The organism is Cutibacterium modestum (assembly GCF_008326345.1).
In the GTDB taxonomy this organism is placed as follows: Bacteria; Actinomycetota; Actinomycetes; order Propionibacteriales; family Propionibacteriaceae; genus Cutibacterium; species Cutibacterium modestum.
On the sequence record NZ_BJEN01000003.1, the window covers coordinates 110,363 to 133,637 of the forward strand.

At 60.1% G+C, this 23,275-nt stretch carries 19 protein-coding genes, 1 tRNA gene and 3 pseudogenes; 4 read left to right on the forward strand and 19 right to left on the reverse strand.

The features are described 5' to 3' along the window. Nucleotides 1-109: 109 nt before the first annotated feature. From hutI to rpmB, 9 genes are all read right to left on the reverse strand, one after another. Nucleotides 110-1,300 (reverse strand): imidazolonepropionase, encoded by a 1,191-nt coding sequence (gene hutI / locus F1563_RS08730; RefSeq protein WP_002528187.1) that lies wholly within the window; start codon nucleotides 1,298-1,300, stop codon nucleotides 110-112. Further along, on the reverse strand, nucleotides 1,297-2,637 hold the full coding sequence (locus F1563_RS08735) for a formimidoylglutamate deiminase (RefSeq protein ID WP_002528186.1): 1,341 nt from the start codon (nucleotides 2,635-2,637) through the stop codon (nucleotides 1,297-1,299). Before F1563_RS08735 ends, hutI begins: the two co-directional genes overlap by 4 nt. Continuing rightward, on the reverse strand, nucleotides 2,634-3,833 hold the full coding sequence (locus tag F1563_RS08740) for an allantoate amidohydrolase (protein WP_002528185.1): 1,200 nt from the start codon (nucleotides 3,831-3,833) through the stop codon (nucleotides 2,634-2,636). Before F1563_RS08740 ends, F1563_RS08735 begins: the two co-directional genes overlap by 4 nt. Then, complete coding sequence (gene hutU, locus F1563_RS08745) at nucleotides 3,830-5,836, reverse strand: urocanate hydratase (RefSeq protein WP_036958372.1); 2,007 nt, start codon at nucleotides 5,834-5,836, stop codon at nucleotides 3,830-3,832. The genes F1563_RS08740 and hutU overlap by 4 nt, the downstream gene beginning before the upstream one ends. Before the next feature lie 405 nt (nucleotides 5,837-6,241). Further along, nucleotides 6,242-6,607 (reverse strand): FKBP-type peptidyl-prolyl cis-trans isomerase, encoded by a 366-nt coding sequence (locus F1563_RS08755; RefSeq protein WP_002528182.1) that lies wholly within the window; start codon nucleotides 6,605-6,607, stop codon nucleotides 6,242-6,244. 69 nt (nucleotides 6,608-6,676) lie between these two features. After that, nucleotides 6,677-6,847: a 50S ribosomal protein L32 gene (gene rpmF, locus F1563_RS08760; RefSeq protein WP_002514596.1), complete on the reverse strand. Its 171-nt coding sequence runs from the start codon at nucleotides 6,845-6,847 to the stop codon at nucleotides 6,677-6,679. A gap of 4 nt (nucleotides 6,848-6,851) precedes the next feature. Beyond that, nucleotides 6,852-7,157, reverse strand: coding sequence for a 30S ribosomal protein S14 (gene rpsN, locus F1563_RS08765; protein WP_002528181.1), 306 nt, complete (start codon nucleotides 7,155-7,157; stop codon nucleotides 6,852-6,854). Then, nucleotides 7,157-7,327 carry a 50S ribosomal protein L33 gene (rpmG, locus tag F1563_RS08770; RefSeq protein WP_002528180.1) on the reverse strand — a complete coding sequence of 57 codons (171 nt, stop codon included), beginning with the start codon at nucleotides 7,325-7,327 and terminating at the stop codon, nucleotides 7,157-7,159. Before rpmG ends, rpsN begins: the two co-directional genes overlap by 1 nt. Further along, a complete protein-coding gene (gene rpmB / locus F1563_RS08775) occupies nucleotides 7,327-7,563 on the reverse strand; it encodes a 50S ribosomal protein L28 (RefSeq protein ID WP_036958368.1) in 237 nt (78 codons plus the stop codon). Before rpmB ends, rpmG begins: the two co-directional genes overlap by 1 nt. Nucleotides 7,564-7,658: 95 nt before the next feature. Here rpmB and F1563_RS08780 point away from each other — a divergent pair, with 95 nt between their 5' ends. Then, on the forward strand, nucleotides 7,659-7,904 hold the full coding sequence (locus F1563_RS08780) for a type B 50S ribosomal protein L31 (protein ID WP_002528178.1): 246 nt from the start codon (nucleotides 7,659-7,661) through the stop codon (nucleotides 7,902-7,904). 240 nt (nucleotides 7,905-8,144) lie between these two features. Here F1563_RS08780 and F1563_RS08785 read toward each other — a convergent pair whose 3' ends face one another. Beyond that, entirely contained in the window at nucleotides 8,145-8,909 is a 765-nt protein-coding gene (locus F1563_RS08785) for a YaaA family protein (protein WP_002528177.1), read from the reverse strand. Between the two features lie 60 nt (nucleotides 8,910-8,969). Between F1563_RS08785 and F1563_RS14880 the strand changes: the two are divergent. Next, a pseudogene (locus F1563_RS14880) lies at nucleotides 8,970-9,083 on the forward strand (RNHCP domain-containing protein); the annotation flags it as partial. A 250-nt stretch (nucleotides 9,084-9,333) separates the two neighbouring features. Here the strand turns inward: F1563_RS14880 and F1563_RS08795 are convergent. The 9 genes and pseudogenes from F1563_RS08795 to F1563_RS08835 all read right to left on the reverse strand — a co-directional run bounded on the left by F1563_RS08795 (nucleotide 9,334) and on the right by F1563_RS08835 (nucleotide 19,932). Further along, nucleotides 9,334-10,395, reverse strand: a complete 1,062-nt coding sequence (locus F1563_RS08795) for an ABC transporter ATP-binding protein (RefSeq protein ID WP_002528175.1) — start codon at nucleotides 10,393-10,395, stop codon at nucleotides 9,334-9,336. Then, entirely contained in the window at nucleotides 10,385-11,347 is a 963-nt protein-coding gene (locus F1563_RS08800; RefSeq protein ID WP_308479368.1) for an ABC transporter ATP-binding protein, read from the reverse strand. The genes F1563_RS08795 and F1563_RS08800 overlap by 11 nt, the downstream gene beginning before the upstream one ends. Before the next feature lie 80 nt (nucleotides 11,348-11,427). Next, nucleotides 11,428-12,345 (reverse strand): ABC transporter permease, encoded by a 918-nt coding sequence (locus F1563_RS08805; protein ID WP_172623684.1) that lies wholly within the window; start codon nucleotides 12,343-12,345, stop codon nucleotides 11,428-11,430. A gap of 46 nt (nucleotides 12,346-12,391) precedes the next feature. Continuing rightward, entirely contained in the window at nucleotides 12,392-13,315 is a 924-nt protein-coding gene (locus F1563_RS08810; RefSeq protein ID WP_002528172.1) for an ABC transporter permease, read from the reverse strand. Between the two features lie 71 nt (nucleotides 13,316-13,386). Further along, a pseudogene (locus F1563_RS08815) lies at nucleotides 13,387-15,053 on the reverse strand (peptide ABC transporter substrate-binding protein). Between the two features lie 309 nt (nucleotides 15,054-15,362). Next, nucleotides 15,363-15,902, reverse strand: coding sequence for a type 1 glutamine amidotransferase domain-containing protein (locus F1563_RS08820; RefSeq protein WP_002528168.1), 540 nt, complete (start codon nucleotides 15,900-15,902; stop codon nucleotides 15,363-15,365). A gap of 447 nt (nucleotides 15,903-16,349) precedes the next feature. Beyond that, nucleotides 16,350-16,426, reverse strand: a tRNA-Pro gene (locus tag F1563_RS08825). An 80-nt stretch (nucleotides 16,427-16,506) separates the two neighbouring features. Then, entirely contained in the window at nucleotides 16,507-17,421 is a 915-nt protein-coding gene (locus F1563_RS08830) for a metallophosphoesterase (protein ID WP_172623658.1), read from the reverse strand. A 1-nt stretch (nucleotide 17,422) separates the two neighbouring features. Continuing rightward, nucleotides 17,423-19,932 (reverse strand): annotated as a pseudogene (locus tag F1563_RS08835) (transglycosylase domain-containing protein). Between the two features lie 196 nt (nucleotides 19,933-20,128). On the opposite strand from F1563_RS08835, the gene F1563_RS08840 reads away from it, so the two are divergent. Both F1563_RS08840 and murJ read left to right on the forward strand, forming a co-directional pair. Continuing rightward, entirely contained in the window at nucleotides 20,129-21,403 is a 1,275-nt protein-coding gene (locus F1563_RS08840) for an aspartate kinase (RefSeq protein WP_002528165.1), read from the forward strand. After that, nucleotides 21,360-23,240, forward strand: a complete 1,881-nt coding sequence (murJ, locus tag F1563_RS08845; protein ID WP_002528164.1) for a murein biosynthesis integral membrane protein MurJ — start codon at nucleotides 21,360-21,362, stop codon at nucleotides 23,238-23,240. The genes F1563_RS08840 and murJ overlap by 44 nt, the downstream gene beginning before the upstream one ends. Nucleotides 23,241-23,275: the final 35 nt, after the last annotated feature.

A 23,275-nucleotide genomic window follows, 5' to 3' on the forward strand; every position in this document is an offset into this window, starting at 1 on the left:
CACGTCGCCGTGGCAATTGTTTCTGTGACGTTCCACTCTGTGATGCAACCACTAACGTTGCCGATTCGCTACCAAACGGCGCGAGTCGGGGCGAGTGGCGATTCTGGTGTCAGCCGTCGAGTCGCAGCCTTGGTTGGCTCAGTCTGAGAAACCGGCCCCCTTGGTAGACCCGGTCGATGAGGGACACACCCGGGCGGTACATGAGGTGCAGCCACGACGGGGCGGCCAGGCTCACCAGATCGGCGCGGGCACCAGGCTTCACCACGCCCACGTTGTCGCGGTGAAGGGCCGCGGCACCGCCTGCAGTCGCCGACCACAGGGCCTGCTCAGGTGTCATCCCCATCTCGCGTACCGCGATGGCAAGGCAGAATGGCATCGACGAGGTGAACGCAGTGCCGGGATTGCAGTCGGTGGCCAACGCGACCGTCACCCCGGCGTCAAGGATGCGTCGGGCGTTAGGGTAAGGCTGTTTAGTACTAAACTCGGCAGCCGGAAGCAGGGTAGCCACGGTACTGGTGGCCTTCAGGGCGTCAATGTCCTCATCGGCTAAAAACGTGCAGTGGTCAACGGAGGTCAGACCCAACTCACAAGCTCGTGGGATAACCTCAGAGGGCCCCAGCTGGGCTGCATGCAGGCGAAGGCCCAGCCCAGCATCCTTGCCAGCGCGCAAAATCTCGAGGGTCTGGTCGGGGTCGAAGGCACCCGTCTCGCAGAACACATCGATCCAGCGCACGTACGGACGCACGGCGTGTAGCATCTCGCCGCACACCAGACGGACGTACTCGTCAGGCTGACAGTCGGGTGCGACGACGTGGGCGCCCAGGAAGGTGACCTCGTCGGTATGGGAACTGGCCACTCGCGCCAGCTTGACCTCCGTCTCGACGTTGAGCCCGTACCCCGTCTTGGCCTCAACGGTCGTCGTTCCGTTACGCGCCATTTCGTCGAGGATCCCAGTCATGACGGCGTCGAGAAAACCCATCGGAGCTTTGCGAGTGCGCCGAACAGTGCGCAGGATCCCGCCGGCCTGGTATTTCTGCCCGTTCATTCGTGCGTCGAACTCGTCGCTGCGGTCGCCGGCGAAGACGGGGTGACTGTGAGAGTCGACGAAGCCTGGGATGACGCAGGCGCCGGCCAAATCGGACTGGTGGTCGGCTGCCGGAGCTTTTGCTGATGGGCCTACCCAGGCAATCCGGTCCCCAGAGATGATGACGGCGGCATTGCGGATCTGCCCGAGTTCGTCCGTATCGACGGATGGATCGTTGGTGACGAGCAGGCCGATGTTATTGATAACGATGCTCACGAGTCACGGCCTCTCAGGCTGTCCAGCACGTGGCGCAGGTCCTCACCGACCGTGGCATCACGCCGATTCCACTCCCCAGCAACGATGGTAGCTGTGACGTCATTGGCCGTTGCTACTAGGGGCCAGCGCGTCGGGTCCACCCCGGCCAGGCGTGCTGATGACGGCTCGACGACGACAATATCGGCGGGGTCCCCGGTGGCCAGCCCAGCGGATCCAGGCCCGGGTGTGGAAGTCTGGCGTGGAAGCGGCTCCGCTGCCGGACGGAGACTCTCCACCCCGTTTCGGGTACCGATTTTCCACAGCGCCTCACAACCGACGACACCTCGGGTTCCGGTGGCCAAGCGAGCGGTGGATTCCAGCATCCGCAACTCGGCAAAAGGATCGGTGACGACGTCCTCGTCAGTGCCAATCGCCATGCGCACCCCAGCCTCCTGCAGGTCCCCGATCCGCGCGATGCCGTCACCCAGATCGGCCTCGGTGGTTGGGCACAGTGAGACGACGGTGTTCGAAGCCGCGATCATGGCGATGTCTTCGTCGCTCAGATGGGTAGCATGGACGACAGTGGTGCGGTCGGAGAGCACCCCGGCGCGGGCCAGTACCGCGGTTGGCGTAAGGCCATGTGCTGCCAGGCATTCGGCGTTCTCGCGGGGCTGTTCGGAGACGTGGATGTGAATGGGTACGCGCTCCGGTAATTCGCTCACCGCTGTGGCCATCTCGTCGGGACTGACGGCCCTCACCGAATGCAAGGCCGCTCCCATCGTTGCTAAGGGGGAATCGGGCAGGGCATTGCGCAGCGCGTGCCACCGCTCCAACCATCCCTCGACGCTACCGTCACCGAACCTTGCCTGGTCTGCATCAAGGGGTGCCCCCGGCCCGGCGTGCAGGTAGCAAGTGTCGAGGACAGTGATACGGATCCCGGCGTCGATGGCGGCGTTGACTAGGGCTAATTCCATTGCATGATCGCGATAGGGCGTCCCGTCAGGCCGGTGATGGACGTAGTGGAACTCGCCCACGCTGGTGTACCCGGCCGCTACCATCTCAGCGAAGGCAGCTCGTGCCAGCCGGTAGTAAGAATCCGGGTTGAGACGGTTAGCTAGTCGATACATTTCGGTACGCCAGGACCAGAAATCCTCGCCCTCCCCGGCCCCACGCAGTCCGCGGTGGAAAACGTGGGAGTGAGTATTGGCGAATCCAGGAACGGCGATTCCGTTGAAGGTGTGTCGATGAGGTTTGGTGTCCGTCGTCACTGCCGTGATGATTCCGTCTTGGCTCTCGACGCGCACGTTGTGGGCAATCTGCCCCTTTACTAGGGCCTTCGGGAAAAACCATTCGTTCATTGGACGAGCTCCTCTAGCACGGCTTGTAGTGCCTCAACCCCGGCGTCGCAGTCGGCGTCACTCGCCGACTCCGCAGGGCAGTGAGAAGCGCCGGTAGGATTGCGGACGAAGAGCATGCCGGTAGGCATCGTCGTCGCTAACGTTGCCGCGTCGTGGCCGGCCCCAGTAGATAACTGTGGGGTGTCGGTGCCAAGGATCTCCAGCATCCGTGCGCACAGGTCGAATGCGGTGCGATCGGTCCACGACTCGCGGGTCCAGACAACCTGGCATCCGTGCTTGTCAGCGGCAGCCTGTGAGGTTTGCTGGATGCCCTCGACGACCTTGGTGACGGTCTGAGACTCCTCGGCTCGACAGTCCAGCCACATCGTCGCGACTGAGGCAATGACGTTGGTGCCACCCGGCTCGACGTTGATCCGCCCGACCGTCGCCACGCAACCCTCCCGCTCTGCTGCCTCGCGGGCGGCCAGCACGGTCTGCGCTACCGGGATGACGGGATCGTGACGATCAGGGATGAGAGTCGTTCCTGCGTGGTTTCCCTGGCCGGTGAATTCGGCACGCCATCGGCCATGCGGTCGTACCGCGGTGGCAATGGCGACCTGGTGCCCCAGGTCCGCCAGACCGCGCCCCTGCTCAACGTGCAATTCAATGAAGCAGGCCGCCTGGAGCAGGACGTCATCGGGCTCAATGAGATCGGGATCCAAACCGGCTTCTCGCCACGCGTCTGGCAAGGACTGTCCGTCTCGAGCGACGAGCGCGTGGGCGTCAGCTTTACTGAGCTTGCCCGACGCCAACCGCGACCCTAGGCAGGGCATCCCGAACCGGGCGCCCTCCTCGTCGGCCATTGCGATGACGGCGAAGGGTTTCGACGGCATCACCCCGGATTGTTGCATCTTGGCCACGGCCACCAATGACGAGACGACGCCGAGAGGCCCGTCATAGGCTCCACCGCCGGGCACGGAGTCCAGGTGGGACCCTGTCAGGACGGCATTGGGGCCCGGCGTTCCCCACCACACCCAAATGTTGGCGTTCATGTCCGTGACGATCGCTAGTCCCAACTCAGTGGCCTTTGCCACGAACCATTCCCGCAGTGCCACCTCCTCGGGACGAAGACAAAACCGCGAATAGGAGCCGTCCTCATTGCGTCCGATCTCGGCGGTCTCAGCTAGCAGACTGGCGGCAGTCCAAGTCGTCGTCACTTCACCAATCCATCAATGAGGGCGTCATCGACCAGGTAAGGGAGGGTGATTTGGGCGTCATCGTGTTCCCGGTTGAATTCGGTGGCCGTCTCGATGGAGTGGTCGTTGCGAGCCCAGCCGCGTCGCGCCACCCCGCACATGACGTCCCACAGCAGCCCACTGCGGATGATTCTGTCGACTCGCTCAGAGCCGTCTAGGACGAGTCCGAACCCACCGTTGATGGCGTTGCCAATGCCGGTTCCGCCGCCGTTGTGCAAGGTCACTAGGCTCATACCCCGCGCGGCATTGCCGGCGAAGCATTGGGTGGCCATGTCGGCCATGACGTTGGAGCCGTCCTTAATGTTGGCGGTTTCGCGGAAGGGGGAGTCGGTACCCGAGACGTCGTGATGGTCGCGACCCAGCATGACCGGTCCGATCTCGCCATTGCGGACCATCTCGTTGAATCGCAAGGCGATGTCCATGCGGCCCTTGGCGTCCTGATAGAGGATGCGCGCCTGGGTTCCCACGACGAGGTTGTTGGCCTCGGCGTCGCGGATCCAAGTGTAGTTGTCGCGGTCCTGGCCACGGCGATTCGGGTCGATGCAGTCCATCGCGGCATGATCGGTGGCAATGAGGTCCTCGTGCTTGCCGGATAGGCATACCCACCGGAACGGCCCGTAACCGTAGTCGAAGAGTTCCGGGCCCATGATGTCCTCGACGTAGGACGGCCAAATGAATCCGTTGCGGGCATCGCCATCCATGGCGATTTCGGTCACTCCGGACTCGAAAACGGTGGCCATGAAGGCGTTGCCGTAGTCGAAGAAATAGGTGCCGCGGTTGGTGAGGGTGCGGATGAGTTCATAGTGCTTGCGCAAGGTTTTGTTGACGCGACGGGCGTATTCGTCACGGTCGCGGGCCAACAGCTCGGTGCGCTGCTCGAAGGTCAGACCCTGCGGGCAGTATCCGCCATCGTAGGCCGCGTGACAGGAAGTCTGGTCCGATAGCAGCGGGATGTCGATGTTGTTATCGACGGCGTACTGCAGCAGATCGACGATATTGCCGTGGTAAGCGATGGAGATGGGGGTGCGCTCGTCGATGTGCTTCTTGGCCAACGCAAAGATCTCGTCGAGGTTGTCGGAGACGTGACCCACCCAGCCTTGGTCCAGCCGGGTCTGGATGCGCGACATATCGACTTCGGCAATGATCCCGACAGCGTGGGCGATCTCGGCGGCCTTGGGCTGGGCCCCGGACATGCCCCCCAGACCCGACGAGACGAAAAGCACCCCAGAGAGATCCCCGTCGGCGAGGATTCCTAGCCGGATTCTTCCAGCGTTGAGAATAGTGTTGAAGGTGCCGTGCACGATGCCCTGCGGGCCGATGTACATCCATCCGCCAGCGGTCATTTGGCCGTAGTTGGCTACCCCCATCTCTTCACAAATCTCCCAGTCCTTTTGGTTGTCGAAATGGCCGATCATGAGGGAGTTGGTGATGATGATGCGCGGGGATTCCGGGCTCGACGGGAAGAGCCCCAGCGGGTGACCGCTCATGACGACCAAGGTAGTGTCGTCGGTGAGCTGGGAGAGATACTTCTTGATGAGCCGGTACTGCAGCCAGTTCTGGCAGACACTGCCGGTCTCTCCATAGGTGACGAGTTCGTAGGGGTACAGGGCGACGTCGAAGTCCAGGTTGTTGTCGATTTGTACCTGGAAGGCTTTGCCCTCGGTGCAGCGACCTTTGTACTCATCGATTGGGCGTCCCTTGATGTGCCCAGCCGGACGCCACCGGTAGGCGTAGATGCGGCCATATGTGCGCAATTCCTCGAGGAACTCCGGGGCGGCCTTCTCGTGCAATTCTGGGGGCAGGTAGCGCAGAGCATTGCGTAGCGCGATCTTGGTCTGATCGGGGGTGAGGTGGAATCCACGTGACGGCGCTCGTCGGATACCGGGTTCGAAAACCGGGTCTGGAGGGAACTCGGTGTCGAGTTTGATCGTCATGGCTGCGGCAGTGCTGCTGTTGTCATACATCGTTTGGTTCCCCCCAAATGCGTTCTCGATGTGGTGTCGTTGTGGGATGACAATCCTGGCGAGGTCGCACACACAATTGTCATGGGCGAATCGCCTCAGTGTGATCGCCGTGGGTCGCCTCCTCAGAGACACCATTGACCGTATCACTACGGGTGGAGATGTGAACCGATCTGCTTAGGCTGGTCAGTTTCAGCCGTTGGCACAATTCCAGATGAGAGCATGACATGAGGAGAGATACCGTGAAGAGACGCATCGTTATGGTCACCGTGGCTGGAGCGTTCCCGGCATCGGTCCTCCCGCCGTCGCGAGCTGCTGCGGAAGATGTTCGGTCTCAGCTCGAGGCGATACCCCCACAGCAGCCGACGAGGGGCCTGGGTCAGAGCGACAGCTTGATCCGGGGTCACGTCAGATGACGTTGATAAGGTCACAGACGAAGACCAGCGTTTCACCACCAGCAATCACGCCGGGGATTCCTTGCGGACCGTAAGCGAGGTGGTGGGGGATGACGAGTTTGCGTCGTCCACCGACCTTCATGCCCTGGACGCCGTCATCCCATCCGGGGATCACCTGGCCAACTCCGAGTTGGAAGGTCAGCGGCTCACCGCGATTCCACGAAGAATCGAATTCACGGCCATTGCTCAAGGCCACTCCGACGTAATGCACTTCGACGAGGTTGCCGGCGGAAGCTTCAGGGCCGTCGCCGATGGTGATCTCCTCGATGACGAGGTCGTCGGGGGCGGAATCGGGCAGGATCACTCCGGGCTTGCTCATGACGACAACCCTACGGGATCGAGGCGTTGCGACAATGGGCCTGCGCATGACCGCTCAGGCTTCAAGGGGTCAGTCCTCGACGTCGATCAGCCCAGAGTGGTAGGCCTTGACCAGGTTCCGCGGGACCCGCAGGACCTTGCCCTCAACGCGGATCTCAACCAGCTGTGTTGGTGTGGTCTTCCACTGGGCCCGCCTATGACGCGTGGTCGAACGGGACTTCTTTCGCTTTGGTACTGCCATGGTCTCACCAGCTTGACTTCGTGATTCCGGGGAGTTCGCCGCGGTGGGCCATCTCACGGAAACGGATACGGGACACACCGGCCTTGCCAACATAGCCACGGGGACGTCCGTCGACTTGGTCACGGTTACGCAACCGCACGGGGGAGGAATCGCGCGGCAGAGCAGATAGTCTACGCGATGCCTCCATGCGTTCGTCTAATGGGGCTGCCGGGGATTTGATGATGGCTTTGAGCTCGACGCGCTTTTCGGCGTACTGCGCCACCAATTTTTCGCGTTTCTTCTGGGCGGCAATCTTGGACTTTTTGGCCATCAGCGGGTCTCCTTGAACTCAACGTGGCGACGCACGATGGGATCGAATTTTTTGAGGACGAGACGATCCGGGGTGTTGCGTCGGTTCTTGCGGGTGACGTAGGTGTAACCAGTTCCAGCCGTCGACCGCAGCTTGATGATGGGGCGCAGCTGTGTGGACTTCTTGGCCATCAGATTCTCTCTCCTCGAGCGAGCATTCTGGCGACGACAGTGTCGACGCCGCAGCGATCGATTTCCTTCATCGCTTTGAGGGTCAGGGCCAGGGTGACTTTCTTGCCCAAGGACGGCACCCAGTAACGCTTCTTCTGGATGTTTGGGTTCCAGCGACGCTTGGTGCGGCGTTGGGAATGCGAGACGTTGTTGCCGAATCCTGGCTTGGTGCCGCGGACCTGACAGTGTCGTGACACGGATACCCCTACCGTGGTTGCGCATGGGAATCATTATCATATACTGGCGACGACGAGATTCGAACTCGTCATACGCACGGGGCGGAAGGAAACCGATGAAGCAAGGCATCCATCCCGACTACCACCCGGTGGTCTTCAGGGACATTTCGGCAGGCATAGCCTTTCTGACGAGGTCAACGGTTACTAGCTCCACCGAGATCGAGTGGGAGGACGGCAACACCTACCCAATCATTGACGTCGATATTTCCTCGGCCAGCCACCCCTTCTACACCGGCAAGGCCAAGATCGTCGACGCCGCCGGACGAGTCGAGAAATTCAACCAGCGTTACGGCAAGAAATGAGACGTCGGGATGGCGTATTGGCATCCCTGGTACGACCGGCTGGAGGTGATTTATTGACGCGGTGATGACGCAGGAAGACCTGGACCCGACCGACAATGAAGAGTGTGCCGTTGTCGATCGGTATGCCGACTGATCCCTGGCATCGTCCGGTCCCTGGACGTGGCACCCGCCATGGCGGGTGCCACGTGTGTTCTCGCGAGATGTAGGGGTGCCTGATGGCGTCCCCACCGTTTTCCCGGTTCAGTCCTCCTTGCGAAAGACGGGGATCTGGTCGCAGGAGACCTCCTTGCAATATGCCCAGCCGTCGTTGAACTCGGCGAGTGCCTTGACGGTGCGCACCCGGTTGCGGATCATCCATCTGGCCATCAGACCACGGGCGGTCTTGGCGGTGAAGGAGATGACCTTCCAGCGGCCCTGACGATCCCGCGACTCAAATCGCGGCGAGATGACCTTGGCGTCGATGCCTTCGACGGCCTGGAAGTATTCCGCCGAGGCAAGGTTCACGACGACCTGTGGTCCTGGAGACTCCTCGAGGTCGGTTTCGACGAGGTTGACGATGCGATTGCCCCACCAACTCGCCACGGTGGTGCCCCGGTCTGTGTGCAAGGCGGTACCCATCTCCAAGCGGTAGGGCTGGATGCGGTCGAGGGGCCGCAGAACGCCGTACAGGCCGGACAGGATGCGTAAGGTCTTCTGCGCCTCGGTCCAGTCGCGGGTTGTAAAGGACTGCGGATCCATGCCTCGGTAGACGGCTCCGTCGAAGGTCACGCCGGCTGGTCGGGCGTTGACAGGGGTGCCGGGTTGGAAGTCGCGGTATCGCTCTACGTTGAGGGTGGCGATTTCCTCGGAGACGTTCATGAGCTTGCGTAGCTCTGTCACCGACTTGCTGGACATAATCTCGGCGAGTTTGGCGGTCTGGTCAAGTAGGCGGGGCACGATGGCGTGGTGCGCGGGCGTGGGGCTCTCGAGGTCCAGTGACTTGGCTGGGGAGATGAGGGTCAACACACGGCCAGCCTATCTGGTATGAAGACACCAAAATTTTAACGGCACCAAGACAATGTTGTATGCGATCACTGTGGACGGCAGGTTTGGAGCAACGGATACACCGACCATTGCCCTCACAGTTTGTGGTCAGTGCATGTCGACAACTTCCCCGGCGACCGAGCAAATTTGTCTTGAGGCCCGTTGGAGCCAGTCCAAGTGGAATTCGGTTAGCCCAGCAAGGTGCATTGCAAATACCGCAAATGCGGCGCGTAGCGGAAAGTACATTCCGCTCACAATGTCAGCTTTGACACCATGTTGGATATTGCCAAGAAGGCGACGACTTTCCTCAGCCGCTAATTGGAGTACGGCTGCTTATCGACGTGGACATGTAAGCGATCATCAACTATGGGCCCAGCGGTGTCGACCAATGGGGTCCATCGTCCCATCAGTCGGTGAGGTCGCTGGGGCTGATGTCGTCTGAAGCCTTCTCGAAGATCTCTGCGAAATGGCATCGGCACGCGTGCTCGCCTTGGCCATCAGCGTGCAACCTCAGGGTAGTTTCCTGTTCCGAGCACAGCGGTTGCGCCCGCCAGCACCTGGTGTGGAAGCGACACCCGGAGGGCGGATTTGCCGGGGAGGGCACATCGCCGTGCAGCAGGATCTGGTGACGTGTACCTCGCACCGAGGGGTCGGGTACCGGCACTGCCGAGAGCAGGGCTTGGGCATAAGGGTGAGTAGAGTGCTCGTAGATCTGGTTCTCATCGCCGATCTCCATGATCCTGCCGAGATACATCACAGCCACTCGATCGGAGATGTGGCGTACCACCGACAGATCGTGAGCGATGAAGATGTACGCCATCCCCAGTTCCCGCTGCAATTTCTGTAACAAGTTGACGACCTGAGCCTGCACCGAAACGTCTAGCGCCGACACCGACTCGTCGCACACCAGCAGCTTGGGGTTCAGGGCAATGCCGCGGGCGATCCCGATGCGCTGACGCTGGCCACCAGAGAACTCGTGCGGGTAGCGGTTGATGTGCTCTGGGTTGAGCCCGACGAGGTCGAGCAACTCCTTGACTCGCTCGGTTCGCTTGCCGCGCGGTACAGCATCGGGGTGGATCCGAAACGGCTCACCGACGATGTCGCCGACCGTCATACGCGGATCCAACGAGGTGTAGGGATCTTGGAAGACGATCTGGATATCACGTCGTAGTTTGCGCATCGCCGACCCCTTGAGATCTGTGACGTCACGCCCCTCAAAGGTGATCTTCCCCGATGTGGGTGGCTCGAGGTTCACCAGCAGACGTCCTAGCGTGGACTTGCCGTACCCGGACTCTCCGACGACACCGAGCGTCTCGCCGGGATAGAGGTCGAAGCTGACCCCGTCGACGGCTTTGACGTGGCCGACGGTGTGACGCACTACCCCGGATTTGAGCGGGTAATGCTTGGCGAGATCACGCACCGACAGGATGGGTCGAGGTTTCCCGGCAGTGGTGGTCTTAGCGGTCATGATGGAGGACCTCCTCGGTATGGTGGCAGGCAGCCGAGCGTCCGGGTTCGACCTTGACGAACGTGGGAGCACCGCCGACACGGCATTCCTCGGTGGCCCAGCGGCAGCGCGGGTGGAAAGAGCAACCTGACGGCAAATTCGTCAGAGATGGCGGCAAGCCGCCGATGGCGTACAGCTCGTTGCCCTTTTGGTCTAGGCGCGGAATGGAATTCAGCAGACCGACGGTATATGGGTGGCTGGGGTTATCGTAGAGACGGTGGACGTCGGCATGTTCGACGAATCGTCCGCAGTACATGACCGCGATATCGTCGGCTACGTCAGCCACCACCCCAAGGTCGTGGGTGATGAGGATCAAACCCATGCCGGACTCCTCCTGGAGCTCTTTGAGCAGGGTCATGATCTGGGCTTGAACGGTGACGTCGAGAGCCGTCGTCGGTTCGTCGGCGATGAGCACCCAGGGGTTGAGCGCAATCGCCATTGCAATCATGATGCGCTGACGCATACCGCCAGAGAACTGGTGCGGGTAATTGTTGGCACGCTCCTTGGCTGCCGGAATATGCACCCTCTCCATGAGGCGAATCGCCTCGGACATCGAATCAGAGCGGTTCATACCGCGGTGAACCCGGAACATTTCGGCGATCTGCCATCCGACTGGAAAGACCGGATTTAGCGACGACAACGCGTCTTGGAAAATCATCGAGATGTGCTCGCCACGAATCTGACGACGCTTTTTCTCCGGCATCCTCAGCAGGTCGACCCCGCAGTACTCGATCTGCCCACCAGTGATCTGGGCCGGAGGGGAGTCGAGGATCCCCATAATTGCCTGCGCTGTCACAGACTTGCCCGATCCCGACTCGCCGAGAATGGCGAGGGTCTCGCGTTCAGACAAGGTGAAGCTCGTCCCGTTGATGGCCTTGGCCACCCCGTCACGAGTGCGGAACTCCACGTGCAGGTCGTCAACCTTAAGGAGCCGTCGACCGGTGCCATGTGAGGACGAGCGCTAGTGAGTGTCTTTCGTGCCATGTCGAGACCTCAGTGCTGTTTGGGGTCGAAGGCGTCCTGTGCCGCCTCGCCGAGGAAGATGAACGCCAGCACCGCCAGAGACAGGAATAGTGACGGAAACAGCAGCATGAACGGTGCCGACCGGACGTATCCCAACCCGGAAGCGTCAGAAATCGACACGCCCCACGAGATGGCTGGTTCCTGCAAGCCGATGCCTAGGTAACTCAGCGTTGCCTCGATGGCGATGTAGGCGCCCAGGTTGATGGTGGCCACTACGATGACTGGGGCGACGGCGTTGGGCAGGATATGGGAGCGGATAATCCGCCACGACGACGCCCCGAGCGCCCGAGCCGCCTGAACGTAGTCGTGCGGTAGCACCTGCAGCACCGACGACCTCATCAGTCGTGCGATGGACGGCCAGCCGAGGATGATGATCGCGCCTACCACGTTGAGCACCATGACGAGGTACGGGGTGCCCGGCTCGTTGGGGAAGGTGTACAGGATGATGATGCCGCCGAGCAGCAGCGGGATGGCGTAAAAAACGTCGCCGGTTCGGCTCAACAGGGTGTCGAGCCAGCCACCGTGAAAACCTGCAACCAGGCCAATGAAGGCACCGAGAATGGTCGTTCCTAAGGTAGCAAGGACGCCGACGAGAATCGATGACCTAGCCCCGTGCACTGTCCGGGAATACACGTCGCACCCCTGAATGTCGGTGCCGAACCAGTGTACGGCCGAGGGGATATGCCGTGCCGCCGACAGGTTGCAGTCGGTGGGGTCCTTCGAAGTGAAGATTGCTGGGGCGCCCGCCATGACGAGGAAGATGACGATGAGAGTCACCGATATCCAAAACAGCGGATTGCGTTTGAGGGAGTCCCAGGCGTCATTCCACACTGAGCGCGGTTTGGAGTTTTCTAGCACATCGTTCTCGCCGGGCATGGGATCGGCTATCACTTCAAGACCACTGGCGTCGAGCGAGGAAAGGTTCATACGTGGTTCAGTCATGGCTGATCCTCGGGTCGAGCACCCCGTACAGCAGGTCGACGAGGAGGTTTGCGAGCAGATACACCAACACCAGACAGGTCACCGCACCAACCACCGAGACACCGTCGCGCTGGTTGATCGACCGATAAACGTAGTTGCCGATCCCGTTAATGTTGAAGATGCGCTCGGTGACGATGGCACCACCCATGAGGGCACCGAAGTCGTACCCGATGAAGGTGATGACGGGGATGAGGGAGTTGTGCAAGGTATGCACAGTGACGATCCGTGACGGCGACATGCCCTTAGCTTTGGCAGTGCGTACGTAATCGGCCCGCTGGTTCTCCAGCAGGTTCGACCTCGTCAGACGAGCGACGTAGGCGACCGACAACGCTCCCAGCACGAGTCCTGGCAGGATGAGTGCTCCCCATGAGCCGTCACCGGCTGTCACCGGGAACCAGCCCAGCCGCAAACCGAAGACAAGCTGTGCGAGCGAACCAATGACGAAGATCGGGATTGAGATGACGGTGAGGGAGGACACTAGGACGAAGTAGTCGATGAACGTGCCGCGCTGCACGCCCGCCCACACGCCGGCGAGGATGCCGATGATGATCTCAACGAGCAGGGCGAGAACGGCCAGCTTGATTGTCACTGGATAGCGGGCACCGAGCTCTGAGACGACGGTGTTGCCGTAATAGTCAACGCCGAGGTTGCCGTGCAACAGTTTCTCTAAGTACAGGCCGTATTGAACGAGTAGGGGCTTGTCGAGGTTGTACTCGGCCCGGAATGCCGCTACGTAGGCAGGCGGACAAGGACGTTCACCGCATCGTCCGGCCGTCGGGTCGCCGGGCAGGGCGAAGACCAAGCAGAAGATGATGAACGTCGTCCCGATGAGCACTGGGATCATCTGAAGGATGCGTCTGACGATGTATCTGAACATGGTGTTCCTCACGACGCTGTCGGTCCGCCGAGAGTGTTCGGCGGACCCACAGGTGCGTCATCAAGGATGGATCACTTCACGCTGACCGACTGGAAATCGATCGTGCCGAACGGCGTGAGTTTGACATTGGCGACCTTGTTCGACCACGCGAACGGGGTCGAGGTTGTCCACAGCGGGATGTTGGGTGGGTTCTTCAGCAGTATCTTCTCGGCCTCCTGGTACAGCGTATTGGCCTGTGTGGTGTCGGTGGCGGCAGCAGCCTCCTTGAGCTTGGCGTCGAAGGCCTTGTCCGAGTAGTCGTTGTCGTTGCTGGAGGCGCCGGTGGCGTATAGCGGGGTCAGGAAGTTCTCGATGGAGGGGTAGTCCATTTGCCATCCGGTGCGGAAGAAGCCTTGGAGCTGACGCTTGTTGATCATGTCGCGCAGGGTCTTGAAGTCCGGGGTGACCTTGAGCTGGCACTTGAGGCCAAGATCGTTCTTCCAACCGTTGCAGATGGCCTGAGACCACGCCTTGTGGTCGCCGTCACCGTTGACCGCAATGGTCAGGGTGCCCTTATACCCACCGGACCTCTTGTACAGCTCGACGGCTTTGTCCTTGTCGTACTTGCACATCTCGCCGCACTGGTCCTTCTTGTATCCGTCGACGACGGGGGAGACCCAGCCATCAGCGGGGGTCCGGGAACCAGCGAAGATCTGTTTCGTGATTGTTGCCCGGTCGATGTCCATGCCGAGGGCCTTGACCAGGTCCTTATTGCCGGCTAGCTGTTTGTCCTTGCTGGAGTAGGTCAGCGTCTGGTTGATGCCCGACTGACGGATGCCCCAGCGGCCAGAGAGGTCGTTCTTCCACTGGTCGTTGGTGAGCTGGTCGGTCGGGATGAGGTCGTTGATGTCAAGGTTGTTGGCGACGGTGTCGTTGTAGGCTGGGCTAGCGTCGTTGTAAATCTTGAAGGTGACCTTATCGACGTGGCCCTTGTACGCTCCGGTGTAGTTCTCATTCTTGGCGGTGGTGATGACGGTGGCGGTGTTGTCGGTGACCTTATATGGCCCGGCGCCGATCGGCATCTTCTCCCACTTCTTGTTATCGGATCCTTGAGGAAGGCATCCGGCAGCGGGGCGAAGGCGGTGTAGCCCAGACGTACCTCGAGGTTAGAGACCTTTTCGGTGGTCTTGATGGTGAAAGTGTGGTCGTTGACGACTTTGAGACCGCTCATGGACTTAGCCTTGGGCTTGGTCTTACAAGCCTCGTCACCACACTGTTCGTCGGCGTAACCCTCGATTGGCTCGAAGAAGTAGCCGGACTGCTGGGCGTTGGGTCCGTAGGCGGCCCAGTTCCAACCGTCGACGAAGTTTCTAGCCTTGACCTCGGTGCCATCGGAGAACTTGTATCCCGATTTGATTTTAACGGTGAAGTTCTGGTTGTCCTTGGTCTCGATGGACTGGGCGATGTCCATCTCTGGCTTGGCGGTGTCGGGGTTGTAGTGGATGAGGCGTGCGGTGACGGCGTCGAGGACGTTTCCGCCGCAGGTCTCGTTGGTGTTGGACGGAATAAGCGGATTTTGCGGGGTACAGCCGCGAACGGTGATCGATCCGCCATCCTTGGCGGGGGCGCTGTTATTGCTGCCGCCAGTGGCCGACGACTCGCCAGTCGAGTCGTTCTTGGCTGCGACATCCTCGCCGCACGCTGACAATGCCATCAAGCCTGCGAGGGACAGCGTAATGAGTGGCCTCATTCGACGCATGGTGTCTCCTTCTCACGTCTCGTCGGCGTCGAACCGACGGTCCCACGTTGTTCGGGACACCATGCCACCGCGACGCGGCATTCGTCAGCCGTTTCGAAGGGTTGAAACAACATCGTGACCGTATTGAAACATGTGTAAAGTCACTTGCTTGGGTGGACGTCGGTCTCACGATGTGGAGATATTTGGGATCGTACACCGCATCGTCGCTAGCCCTGAAGGAGTTGGGAACACAGATTGTCCTACCCCTCGGACATGCGAAAGGGACTCGCACCCGCAGGTGGGAGTCCCCTTCTCTGACATTCCTGTGAATCAGGAAATCTCGTCGACCAGAGCCTGAGTGAAGGCGGGCAGATCGTTGGGATTACGCGAGGTGAGCAGCACCCATCCGTTGCCGGGGCAGCGTAAGACTTCCTTGTCGACCCAGGTGGCCCCGGCATTCTCGAGGTCGGGACGAATAGAGATGTAGGAGGTCAACGTCTTGCCTTTAGCCACGTCGGCGTCAATGAGCACCCAGGGTCCGTGGCAGATAGCCCCGACCGGCTTGCCAGCAGCCGCGAACTCCTTGACTAGGCGACGCCCATCCTCGTCAGTACGCAAGGTGTCCGCATTGACGGTGCCACCGGGGATGACGAGCAAGTCGTAATCGGAGGCCTTGGCGTCGGCGAGCGTGGAATCAGCGTTTACCGTGGACGCCCAATTTTTGTCGCCAGTGACGGTCTGGACGGTCTCGCCGCTATTGGAAGCGACTGTCACTTCGATGTTGGCCTTCTTGAGGGCGTTGAAGGGCTCGACGAGCTCGGCCTCCTCAACTCCAAAGTCGGTGACGGCGATGAGCGCGCGTGCAGCCATGGTGGTTCCTCCTTCAGTCGCGTTCAGTGGTGCAACAAGGCCCAATGCCAAAGTATTCCGAAGCCACGGGACCAGCCGTATCGCCTGGAAAAGCGACAGCAGGTCTTCGTGGCGACGAAGTTTGCCTGGGTAAGAGGCGTAGGAATCCCGGCTCTGGTAGTGCTACAGGTCATTGTCATTGCCTGCACAATCCGATGGCGACTGATCTGCGGGGTGTCCTGATCCGTCATGGTAAGACGCCCCTGGCGTGGTGACACGAACCTGGGGTTTGCCACATCTGGATGGGGTGATGGTGGTTGTGCGGACTGTGACGGACGCTGTCCCAGAATTGTGCGATGCAACATCGTTGACAGCAGGGTAGGGGTGACGTTAGTGGCTCATCCTGCGAAACCGAGCGAACAATCCAGTCCTGGTGTCGCACACGAAACCGCCAGCTGAAGGCCCGGATGGTCGGGGTGACAGGATTTGAACCTGCGACCTCTTCGTCCCGAACGAAGCGCGCTACCAAACTGCGCCACACCCCGTGACCACGGTCATCCTCCTCATAGGGAAGACCGACGCATACTTTAACCCAGCTTGGTTGAAAGCGCCAAGCTGACCTCCGTCAGGGCCGGGGAACAAGGGTAAGCAGGGTCGCCTCCGGACGACAGAATGTCCGGTACGGAGCGAAGGGGGAGCACCCTAACCCAGCCGAGACGTGCAGCCACCCGGTGCGCTCGCCGCAGGTGTGTTGCGATAGCCCCTTGACACGGTCAGTGTCCAAATCACAGTTGGTGATGATGGCTCCCTTGAAGGGCAGACATACCTGTCCGCCATGGGTATGGCCCGCGAAGACGATGTCCATGCCGTCGCTAACCATGGCGTCGAGAATTTTGAGATAGGGGGCATGGGTGACGCCGATGTTGAGGTCGGCATCGTTGTCAGCTGGGCCGGCCACTTTCTCGTAATGATCGCGGTCGTGATGGGCGTCGTCAGTGCCGCGGAAAGCCAACCGGCGACCGGCCACCTCCAATGTTCCGGACTTGTCGTTGAGGTCCAGCCATCCCGCAGAAGTGAAAGCCTGACGAAGTTCTTGATGAGGAAGCTCTAGTACCGGCTTGTCGGATTGATGAGAGCGTCCCGAAAGGAGGTAGGAAAACGGGTTCTTGAACTCCGGCACCAGGTAGTCATTGGACCCTAAAACGAATGCCCCAGGTCGCTGTAGCAGCCCCGATATGTCGTCAAGAAGGGGCCAGAGCGAATCGGCCGAGCAAAAATTGTCGCCGGTATTGATGACAAGATCAGGCTTGAGAGCGGCGAGTTGACGGATGAACTCTCGCTTCGCCTTCTGGCGGGCTAGCAGGTGCAAGTCCGACATATGTAGTATGCGCAGCGGCGAGGTGCCAGGCTTCAGTACCGGTACTTCGACGTGACGCACCACGAACCGGCGCGCTTCGATCACCCCATAGGTCAGTCCTGCAACGCCGAGACCAATAGTGCCGGTCACCGCTGTGAAGCCAGTCTTCATAGCGGTCCTCATGTCAGCGAGGCCTCGTCGTTCCGGGCGGGTTTTGCTGGCCACCTCCATTGCTGTGGCCGTTATTACCCCCACTATTGCCGTTATGGTCGCCGGGCTGGGTCTGGTTATCAGGAGGGTTTTGTTGGCGATCGGGCTGCTTATCGCCGGGGTTGTTTGGCTGGTCTTCTGACGGCGGAGGAGAGTAGGTCGGTTCAGGAGCTGGCCTTGGACCCTTCGATACTTTGAGGGTGACGGAAGTTCCGGAATGGGCTGATCCCTTGGAAGCCGTGCCGAGGTAGGTACCGGGTTCAGTGTCGTCCCAGACATGCCACACGTTGGTGCGAAATCCCGCCTTGTGGATGGCAGTTTTGGCCTGGGAATAAGTCATTCCGTCAGTGTTTGGGATCTTGATGAGTTTGCCGTAGCGCACCTCGTCGGTGGGAGCCACGAAGGCTGTCTTGGGCTTGTCTTGGAGGACGCCGGCCATCGCTGCACGGTAGATTTTGCCGGCATCGCTACCACCAGAACCGTTGAGGTAGACCCCGGGAGTGGTCCGAATACCCTTGATCGAGCGGGACTTGTCTCCACGGAAGTAGGGGCTGCTACCATCGGCGGCGATCATCGCTACACCGGCAGCATGCGGGGTATACCCATTGAACCAGGCAGCCTCATGGGCGTCGGTGGTACCGGTCTTGCCTGCCTGCGGATAACCACCCGGGATTTTTGCCGCCATACCCGTGGCATCCATGACGCCCGAAAGCACCGAGTTGACGCCGTCAGCAACCTTCTGTGGCATGACTCGCTTGCAGTTGCCGGTCGGGACCTTGATAGGTGAACCATTCCGATTCTTGACCGACTTGAGAATGATGGGGTCACACTGAATGCCACGTGAGGCGAAGGTCGCGTAGGCCGAAGCCATGGACATCGGGGACACATACGCAGTACCGAGGGTGAACGACGGCACGTTCTGGAAGGTCTTGACGATGTCCTTATCGCTAGAAAGTTGCACGCCGGTGCTCTGAGCCATCTTGGTGACGTCACACATGCCGACGTCCTGCTCTAGCTGGACAAAGTAGGTGTTAACCGACCATGCGGCTGCCTCACGCAAACCAATGTTCCACGAGTGTCCCGCTGAGTTATGCACCCGGAACGGCCCCGACTTAAAACTTCCCGTACAGTTGGTGAACTTTTCACCGGTGAAGTCCATGGGAGAAGACGCGGTGTAGTGCTTGCTCATGGGTATGCCTTTGGCGATGGCCGCAGCTATCGTGAAGGCCTTAAAAGTCGATCCGGCCTGGAAACCGGTGGCCCCGCCCATCGAGCCTGGTGCCATGTAGTTGTAGTAGGTCTGCCCGGGCTTTTTGCCCATGACAGGTCGAGACTGCGCCATCGCCATAAGCAAACCGGTGCCTGGCTGAATGATGGCCGTTCCGGCAAGAACCGGATCCCTGGGTCCAACGACGTCCGAGACAGCCCTCTGGGCGGCATCCTGAACCTTGGGGTCAATATTCGTCTGGATCGTTAGTCCACCACGCTTGACTAATTTGGCCCGTTCGTCGGGGTTCTTGCCCAGGCTCGGCATCTGCAACAAGCTGCGATATGCGTAGTCACAGATGAACGGGTACTTCGAGGAAATACAGCCGTTCTTCGGATAGAAGACCTTCGATTTGTCGAAGACGACTGCCTCGGCCTTTCGGGCTTGGTCGGTGCTAATGAGGTTGAGTTGAGCCATACGTGCCAGCACGATATTGCGGCGGTTCAAGGCTGCCTCGGGGTGGTTCACCGGATCGTAGGCGACCGGGTTTTGCACTAGCCCAGCCAGCATCGCCGACTGGGCGAGATCAAGTTTGGCGGCCGTCGTCCCAAAGTAGTGACGGGCCGCGGACTCGACGCCGTAGGCACCGTCGCCAAAGTAAGCGATATTGAGGTAGCGCTCCAGGATCTGCTGTTTGGAAAGCTTCTTCTCCATCGCCACCGCATAGCGTAGCTCTTGCAATTTTCGGGTGACCGTCGGCTCTTGGGCGGCCTGCACGCCCTCCTCATTACCTGCGGCTACGGCGGCCTCGATGCGGATCTGCTTGACATACTGCTGGGTGAGGGTTGATCCGCCCTGCCGGGCTGATCCGGCGACGTTTGCCACTAGGGCGCGCGCGGTGCCCTTGAGGTCGACCGCTCCGTGAGAAAAAAACCGGTTGTCCTCGATAGCGACTTGGGCAGTTTGCATCTGCTTGGAGATCTTTGACAACGGGACGTATTCGCGGTTCTCGTCGTAGAAAGTGGCTAGTACTGATCCATCGGCCATGAGGATGTGGGACTTTTGAGCCTGCGGTGTGCTTGTCAACTCGGGTGGCAAGTCTTCCATGCTGTTGGCAACCATCTTGGCGGTTCCACCGGCCAAAGCTGCGACGGGCACGACGAATCCGACCGCTAGCAGTCCGGTCAGGATGCTGACGATTCCGAACATGGCTAAGGGGTAGAGCTTACCGTGCCTGTCTGAGCGCATGTTCCAAGAATACGTGAGGGTTCAGACATACCCGAGTTACCCGGGTCGTAGGCAAGTCTTTCATGGATTTATTCCATGTTCCTACTATCGTAATAGGCGCGCTTGACGGCCATGGTCTCGTTCATGGCGTAGCGCAAGTGACTGCGGCGCTCCCGTCCAAACCACGGCGGGAACGCCATACTGACGCCGGTTAGACTTTGGTGTCCGAACCTGGCAGGAGGGTTGATGACGCGAGTCGTCCAGAAGTTCGGCGGGTCCTCAGTGGCCGACGCTGCATCGATTAAGCGCGTAGCGCGCCGTATTGCTGCTACAAAGCAGGCGGGCAATGACATTGTCGTCGTCATTTCAGCTATGGGTGACACCACTGACGACCTTATGGACCTTGCCCTAGAGGTTTCTCCACAGCCCGCTCCACGAGAACTCGACATGCTCCTGACAACGGGTGAGCGGCAGTCTGCCGCTCTCCTCGCGATGGCCCTGTCTGACGTGGGCATCCCGGCACGTTCTTATACCGGTTCCCAGGCCGGAGTTATTACGACTGCTGCCCACGGTAATGCCCGTATCATCGACATCACCCCCGGGCGGATCGAGAAGTCCTTGGAGGCGGGAGACCTCGTCATTGTCGCGGGGTTCCAGGGCGTCTCCCAGACGACCAAAGACGTCACCACCCTGGGGCGAGGAGCATCTGACACCACTGCGGTCGCCCTGGCTAGCTCCTTGGGTGCTGATTTTTGTGAGATTTACTCTGACGTTGACGGTGTCTTCACCGCTGATCCACGTATCGTCAAAGGAGCTCGACGTATTCCTGAAATCTCCTACGAGGAGATGCTCGAAATGGCTGCCTGCGGTGCGAAGATCCTCCATCTGCGTTGCGTCGAGTACGCCCGCCGCGAGGACGTGCCAGTGCACGTGCGCTCCTCGTTCTCTGACAAACCCGGTACTTGGGTCAAGGACGTTACTGACATTACGAAGGGATCTGACATGGAAGAGGCCATTATCTCGGGCGTGGCCCACGACCGCTCGGAGGCGAAGATCACCGTCGCTGGGATCCCAGACGCGGTGGGTCGCGCTGCCCAGATCTTCGACATCATCGCCCATGCTGACATCAACATCGACATGATTGTGCAGAACGCATCCCGGGTTATGAACGGTCGTACTGACCTCTCCTTTACCCTGCCGATGAGTGATGGACCCACGGCAGTGCGCGCCTTGACTGCCGTCAAGGACGAGTTGGGCTACGAACAGATCCTGTATAACGACCAGATCGGCAAAGTTTCAGTGGTTGGTGTGGGCATGAGGACCCATCCCGGGGTCACGTCGACGTTCTTCCGCGCGTTGGCTAGCTCCGGTATCAACTTGCAAATGATCTCGACTTCCGAGATTCGCATTTCGGTGGTTGTAGACGCCGACCAAGTTGACGAGGCCGTTCGTGTTGCCCACACTGCCTTCGGACTCGATGCCGAGGGCGAGGCCGTCGTCTACGCCGGGACCGGCCGCTGAGGCGACCATGCCTGATTCCCATGATGACGACATTTACGATCTCCTCCGTCTCCCGGAGGCAGCTCCGCCAGTCGACGTCTACGATAGCCTCGACATTGACGCCATCACCTTCGGCGCCGATGCTTCTCGCCGCAGCCTGACGCGGCTCGGCCCTGACGAGGATTTCGATCACACCCGAGTTATCCCCGGTACAGAAGTCCGCCCACCACCAACGTCGGCGGTTCCCGAGGTACCTGTTGAGGGGTCGTTGCGTCGCGCCAGCATCGTCATGGCTGCCGGTACGATGGTGTCGAGAATTCTGGGGTTTGTCCGTACTTACCTGCTCACCGTCATTGCGGCTGGTACTTCACTGGCTCTCGACTCTTTCCAGGCTGCCAACACACTGCCAAATGTGGTGTTCATTCTGCTTAGTGCGGGAGTCCTAAACGCCATCCTGATCCCGCAGATCACCAAGGCAATGAAGCAGTCCGACGGTGGCCAAGAGTTCGTCGATCGGTTGCTAACGGTGTCGTTCGCGGCAGTGCTTGTCGTTACCGTTGTGGCGACGTTAGCCTCTCCATGGCTCTTGGATCTCTATTTCTCGTCGAGCGGGGCGACTCGTCACCTCACCGTCTTCTTCGGATTTATTTGTATGCCGCAGATCTTTTTCTACGGCCTTTACGCGATCCTCGGCCAGGTTCTCAACGCTCGCAACCAATTTGCCGCTTTCATGTGGAGTCCGGTGCTGGCGAATGTGATCCAGATCGCCGGCTTAGTATGGTTCCTGGTGCAATTCGGAGCCCACCCCGACCCCGCTACCTGGACCCCTCAGATGGTGTGGGTATTGGCTGGGACGACGACCCTGGGCATCGTCATCCAGGGCTTGTTTCTCATCATCCCCTTGCATCGTGGCGGGTTCCGGTGGCGCCCCCGCTGGGGAATTCGCGGCTATGGTTTAGGAGCAGCCGCCCGCATCACCGTGTGGACGTTCACCGCACTGGTCATCGCTCAGCTGGCCGGCATCATCATGAAGAAGATGCTATCCCACGTGCGCCTGGTGCATCCGGAGGTCTCGTCGTCGATTAGCGCCTATGACAACGCCTTCTTGATCTTCATGTTGCCGCAGAGCTTCATTACGACATCGATTCTTACTGCGATCTTCCCCCGGATGAGCCGTGCCAATGCCGACGGCAACAATTCCACCATGAAGAAGCTGCTGCGTCAGGGATTGGAGATGCCAGCGCTAGCGATCATTCCGTGCTCTCTGGCAATGGTCGTACTGGCCCGCCCTGGTGTGCAGACGGTGTTCTCGCTGGAACCTGGTCAGGTTGGGTCGTTGGCGGGAGCTGTGGCGATCATGGGGGTGGGTCTGCTGCCTTTCGGCATCACCACCCTGCAGCAGCGCTATTGCTTCGCCCGTGAGGACGGCAAGCTCAACCTCATCATGCAGACGGCTACCACGGGCACCCAGCTCGTCATCTTGGTAACGATGTTCGTCTTCCCGCCTCAGCATGCCCTTCTCGTCGTGGCGGCTGCCCAGACCATTGCCAGCCTGGTCGGTGCGACGGCGTGGCTCGTGGTGGCTTCCCGTCAACTCGACGGTATCGGCATGGGGGAAGTCAACCGGCTATGGATGAAGCTCGCTGTGGCTTCGATCGTTGCTGCGGTTCCGACCTATCTCGTTGCCCACGGAATCGACGCTGCCGGACATGGGGCGTGGGTTGGTCATGCTGGCGGAACCTTTATTGGCGGGGTGCTATTCGTCGCCTTATTCCTCGTCCTGGCGAAGGTGCTGCGCATCGACGAGGTTCTGGATTTGCTGAGGCCCATACTACGTAAGGTGGCGCGTCGGAACTGAGGCATGGTTGCCGAAACCGTGGTCACGGTATGCAC

Bases quoted from the DNA above. Each gene is read 5' to 3' on its own strand.
- F1563_RS08755 (WP_002528182.1), bottom strand. From the start codon at position 6,607: ATGAGCAAGCCCGGAGTGATCCTGCCCGATTCCGCCCCCGACGACCTC.
- F1563_RS08795 (WP_002528175.1), bottom strand. From the start codon at position 10,395: ATGACCGCTAAGACCACCACTGCCGGGAAACCTCGACCCATCCTGTCG.
- hutU (WP_036958372.1), bottom strand. From the start codon at position 5,836: ATGTATGACAACAGCAGCACTGCCGCAGCCATGACGATCAAACTCGAC.
- F1563_RS08830 (WP_172623658.1), bottom strand. From the start codon at position 17,421: ATGAGGACCGCTATGAAGACTGGCTTCACAGCGGTGACCGGCACTATT.
- rpsN (WP_002528181.1), bottom strand. From the start codon at position 7,157: ATGGCCAAAAAGTCCAAGATTGCCGCCCAGAAGAAACGCGAAAAATTG.
- murJ (WP_002528164.1), top strand. From the start codon at position 21,360: ATGCCGAGGGCGAGGCCGTCGTCTACGCCGGGACCGGCCGCTGAGGCG.
- F1563_RS08840 (WP_002528165.1), top strand. From the start codon at position 20,129: ATGACGCGAGTCGTCCAGAAGTTCGGCGGGTCCTCAGTGGCCGACGCT.
- rpmG (WP_002528180.1), bottom strand. From the start codon at position 7,327: ATGGCCAAGAAGTCCACACAGCTGCGCCCCATCATCAAGCTGCGGTCG.
- F1563_RS08780 (WP_002528178.1), top strand. From the start codon at position 7,659: ATGAAGCAAGGCATCCATCCCGACTACCACCCGGTGGTCTTCAGGGAC.
- F1563_RS08735 (WP_002528186.1), bottom strand. From the start codon at position 2,637: ATGAACGAATGGTTTTTCCCGAAGGCCCTAGTAAAGGGGCAGATTGCC.
- F1563_RS08810 (WP_002528172.1), bottom strand. From the start codon at position 13,315: ATGTTCAGATACATCGTCAGACGCATCCTTCAGATGATCCCAGTGCTC.
- F1563_RS08820 (WP_002528168.1), bottom strand. From the start codon at position 15,902: ATGGCTGCACGCGCGCTCATCGCCGTCACCGACTTTGGAGTTGAGGAG.
- rpmF (WP_002514596.1), bottom strand. From the start codon at position 6,847: ATGGCAGTACCAAAGCGAAAGAAGTCCCGTTCGACCACGCGTCATAGG.